The sequence below is a fragment of the Syntrophomonas sp. UBA1041 genome (assembly GCF_002316705.1).
Classification (GTDB): domain Bacteria; phylum Bacillota; class Syntrophomonadia; order Syntrophomonadales; family Syntrophomonadaceae; genus DTU019.
This window is the reverse complement of sequence record NZ_DCEA01000114.1, coordinates 1-4,328: the sequence shown is the minus strand read 5'-3', so window position 1 is coordinate 4,328 and position 4,328 is coordinate 1. Positions and strand designations below refer to the sequence as shown.

General features: G+C 49.6%; 3 protein-coding genes. All 3 read right to left on the bottom strand.

What is annotated here, in order from left to right:
• A partial coding sequence (locus B2633_RS16620; protein ID WP_483171799.1) for a LamG-like jellyroll fold domain-containing protein occupies positions 1 to 2,413 on the bottom strand: 2,413 nt, incomplete at its 3' end.
• Positions 2,400 to 4,007: a Hint domain-containing protein gene (locus tag B2633_RS16615; RefSeq protein WP_483171798.1), complete on the bottom strand. Its 1,608-nt coding sequence runs from the start codon at positions 4,005 to 4,007 to the stop codon at positions 2,400 to 2,402. The genes B2633_RS16615 and B2633_RS16620, both read right to left, overlap by 14 nt.
• Positions 4,008 to 4,130: 123 nt before the next feature.
• Positions 4,131 to 4,328: hypothetical protein (locus tag B2633_RS16610; protein WP_483171797.1), on the bottom strand; the 198-nt coding region annotated here is incomplete at its 5' end.

The following is a 4,328-nucleotide window of genomic DNA, read 5'->3' as shown; positions in this document are numbered from 1 at the left end:
GATCATTCAAGTATTTGCTCATTTTAACCCGACGCTGATCATCGGTATAGAATGAAGCCCCACGCGTAGTATCATATCTGAATGATGACGAATTATTGTGGGAAGTTGCGAGCGCACCGATCACATCCGTTGATGCAGGCGGAATCATCTTTATCAAAACATCAATCACATCAGTCCATACATAAGTGATATCCCCGGCGTTATAGGCGCCGGCGGCACTGTTCCAGGGGTGTTTGGGAGTGTTCGGCAGGGTGTAAACCAGGTGATTGGAATTGATTATAAACTTGCTTTGCTTGTTGTCCAGATCCTGGAATGACCATTTCCAGGTGTTGCTGTTTTTGCTTATGGAGGCATTCTTGATAAGATCAGACAGGCTCAGATTAACATCGATGGTTTTAGTTTCATTTTTGGCAATATTGATTTCATTCGTACTTACATTCCCCAGCAGCGGATGGGCGCTGTCCAGCTCCTGCGCCGACAGCTTGCAGCGCAGGGATTCAGCCGTCGAGGATACGAATTTGACCGTGATGGTCAGACGGGGGTTGGTCAGCAAGGCCGGTATGAATACTCCGCTCATGTTAATCTGCTCATTACTGCCTTTGCTGAATTCCATGCTTACCGGAGCATTGCTCTGGTTGCTGCGAAAATGAATACTACCCAGGGAGGGGTCGGCATCGTGATCAAACTTCAATGAAACTATCTGCAGTTCGCCGTCAGCCGCAGGACGTTTTTTGTCTTGCGCAATGATTAACGCAGCTACTACTGCAACTGTGGCAGATGCGGCTACTACTCCCCAGAAGACCGGTGATTGCAATAGAGTACCGAAACCGGCGGTTATGCCCCCGCAGCTGAAAAAGGACATGGCCCCGGCGCGTCCGGTTTGGGCCGCAATCTGTACTGGTCTGGCTTCGGCTACTTCTTCCATAGGGACTTCCTGATACTCTACTCCCCGGATGCGGCGGCGGCGAAGTCCTGTTGACCCCAGCATCCACATGCCGGCGCTGCCGGCTGCCTGAACCCCATATACGGAGTGAGTGACCTCCTCGCTGGTTTTGCTGTCGGTTTCCATTTGCCACTGCTGTTCGGGAGTCAATGTGGCCCACAGGGGATCTTCTTCGGTGGGGATAAAACAGGCAACCCCTTTCTCGCAGTCCAGTGGATTGGTGTTTTCCGCCAGGACAAACCGGACGTTGCGTACCAGGGCAATCGGCTTGTTATATACGATTTCCTGGGGATACTGCTGGGCCATAAACATATTGGATACTATGTGCGGGTCAAATATGAAGGGGGGATTGTCAATATAGCTGTTGATCTTTTCCGGGCTTAAAGCCTCATCAAACTCAGCCATATAGTCAATATATCCTTTGTAGCCTACCGTGTAGTCAGGCCGTCCGTCAATAGTGCGGGCACCGATAACGGCAGTCTCCCTGCCGGCCAGCGGGCGGGTGGCGGTACCGCTATTGTCGGCAGTGCCATCTACATACAGGGTTACATGGTTATGGGCTACTGTAACCGCGAAATCACCCCACTGATCAGGCAGTAACTCCCGCTCGGAAACAATTGACGCAGTACCGTTGGCAAAAACCAGCTTGAAGTTGTTGGATGCAGTTTTCTGCAGGAGAATCTCCAAACCGCTGCTTCTGTCATCACGGCGGTTGGAATACAGACAGATCTGCGCCAGTTGGGTACGCTGCGGGAAAACCTTGCCAATGATGGAATAGGCGGTGGGTTCAGTGGACAGGTTATTGGTCAGCAGAGCACAGCCGCTGCCGTCCCAGGCGGTGCAAGCCACCAGATTGACGATTGCAGATCTGTGTTTGGTATTATCTCCTGCTATCCAGATATTAAGCTGGCTCTTGCTTCTATCAAGCGGTTGGCGCTGGGAGAAATCCAGCCAGGCCACACAGTGCTCGGATGAAGTCAGCGGATTGGCGGCAGCGGCCAGAATCTGCTCCGGCGACAGGACCTGGTCGTGAACCTGAATGGCAGTAACATACCCGTTATGACCGCAGCCTATGTCATAATTATTATTGTTGACTGCCGCTGTTCCGGTTTTGGTCTGTTTTAAAACCGGATAGCCCTGCAAATACAGGGCTGTATCGGTTCCGTCATAGCTTATCGCGGCGTAATAGAAATACTGGGGGACCAGCTTTACCTCGTTCGGATAATCGGTTTTTAAACTGCAGAAGCCGGGAGCGTTGAAATATATCATGCCTTCCTCTATACCCAGCTCAAAGACACCTTCCTGCCGGTACAGGACTCCCCGCGAGCTGTCACTGAGCAGGCTGAAAAACACCTGCAGCGTGAACGGGCGGGATCCGCCCAGGGTGAAATCCGGGATGGGGTTATGCTGCATATAACTGTCGTTATACGTTCTCAGCCCATTGATGTTTTTGCGGTTAATATTTTTCATGGTTCAGCACCTCTTTTATGGCCGCCTGCCAGTTGCGGCTCAGTTTTTCACTTTCAGCAATAACCTCGGCGGGAACATCAATATTCTCGATTTGGTTCAGGTAATCGATAGCCAACCCCTGGGCGTAGTTGTCGCCTACCACAAATCCGTTGCAGATCATGGTGTGCGCTTCGCCGCTCAGATCCAGGTTGAAGATTCTCTTTCCGAAAGCGAGCGGATAAGCGTATTTTATGCGGCTGTAGCTGCCGTCCTCCATCAGCAGTTCATCGCGGTCGTTCAGCAGGATAAGCGGTTTGGAACCATTTCTGCTTATGAAGGGGTGATCCCGGGTGGCATAAATCTCCGCGTCATTGTCAGCCCGCAGGCAATACAGGGTTTCATCGGTACCGCTCCACACGTTGGTGACGGTGGCAGGCATCCCTTGAGTATTGGCCATCACCTGGTCGCCTATCCGCACCTCTTGGATCTTCCGGGCGATTCCATCGGCCATCCGCACCAGGGTATCTTCCGCCAGGCAGCCCCAGTACAGATGTATCTTGGAAATCTGTTTGTAGTGGGGACTGGGCTGGGAAATCGGATAACTGGAAACCTTTAAGAGGTGTTCCTGATTATCTTCATGGACATAGAATATAGCCTCCATATCAAATTTGTAGGCGCGATTGCCCGCAATTACGCTTTCGGTAATATAATTGTTCCAATACTGGTTAAACGTCCAGTTAAAACCGCCTGCCTGGGCCTGGAATTGCGGAGCTTCGCCATTATAGAAAAGACCGCCAAAGCCTTCGCAGTTCAAAATTACCCCTACACTGTTGGGCTTGACCCGATCAAAGGTGTAGCCGCCGGCCAGCACCACCTGGCCCCGGTTGTCCAGATACAGCTTCTGATGTCTTTCCGGGGTACGAGCTTCCGGATAGCTGTAATCGATTTTTTCGGCAGCTATAGGAGTACGGGCATAACAAACCCCGATGTCGTCAGCCGGGCCGGATTTTTTATGAACGGGGTCGGTGATATCGATATGGTCAATAACCTCAGCCACCGAGGTTAGCAAGGTGCTCTCAGTTATATAGGAGTTTAATAAATTGCTGTTGGCAAATTCCCAGGTGGCATGCAAAATCGCCTTGATATTGTGGTTGGGCAGATTCACCTGCTCAACCGTACAGGTAATGGTGAGATTTTTATGCCCGTTGCCGAATGCCGTATTGCAGCCGATAATATTATTCCCGTCATACAGGGTCAAGGTTACAAACATGCGCAGCGCAAATTGGGTCAGACAAACCGTGCCGAAGGAAGTGAGTTTTTGCCCGGCCTGGTCATAGGTGATGTCATTGACCATACAGCTATCTACAAAACCTTTGGCTGCGGATGAATCCCGATAATGATCAACATAGTGCTGACGAGTGTTGACAGCCAGCGCATATAATTGCGGGTATTCCTGCTGGAAATGGTCAACTCCGCCGCACATGGCACAGAAGCAATCGTAATCCTCTTCACGGGCAAAATTCAAGGGCATGGATCGGTTACGCTGCAGGTTGTGCGCCTGGGTTGTTTTGTATAGTGATGCAAAGTAGTCCTGCATTATAATCCCCTCTTTCATAATTTGTTTTCATTAATATAGCATTAATTCCAGCAAATATCATTTATTTTTGCTCTCCTCTTGCTTACACTTTTTTGGTGTCATTTCTTTCTTTGACTCAATCCGGAGATGTTATGGTTTTGTTCAGTTTCTGTAAGAACAGAAGGTTTGTTTCGGGAAAGAAAGATGCTTGGGAAATATATGCAAAAGAACTCTAAATGCAAAAAAATGCATATAAATTAATGTCAAAACAGGCGCCAAAATTTGTGTCAAATAAAAAAGCACTTCCAATAAATCCTTGAAAGTGCCGATTTTACTTATGGTACGCCCGAGAGGAATCGA

Coding starts and splice junctions, on each gene's coding strand:
- B2633_RS16615 (WP_483171798.1), bottom strand. CDS start 4,007: ATGAAAGAGGGGATTATAATGCAGGACTACTTTGCATCACTATACAAA.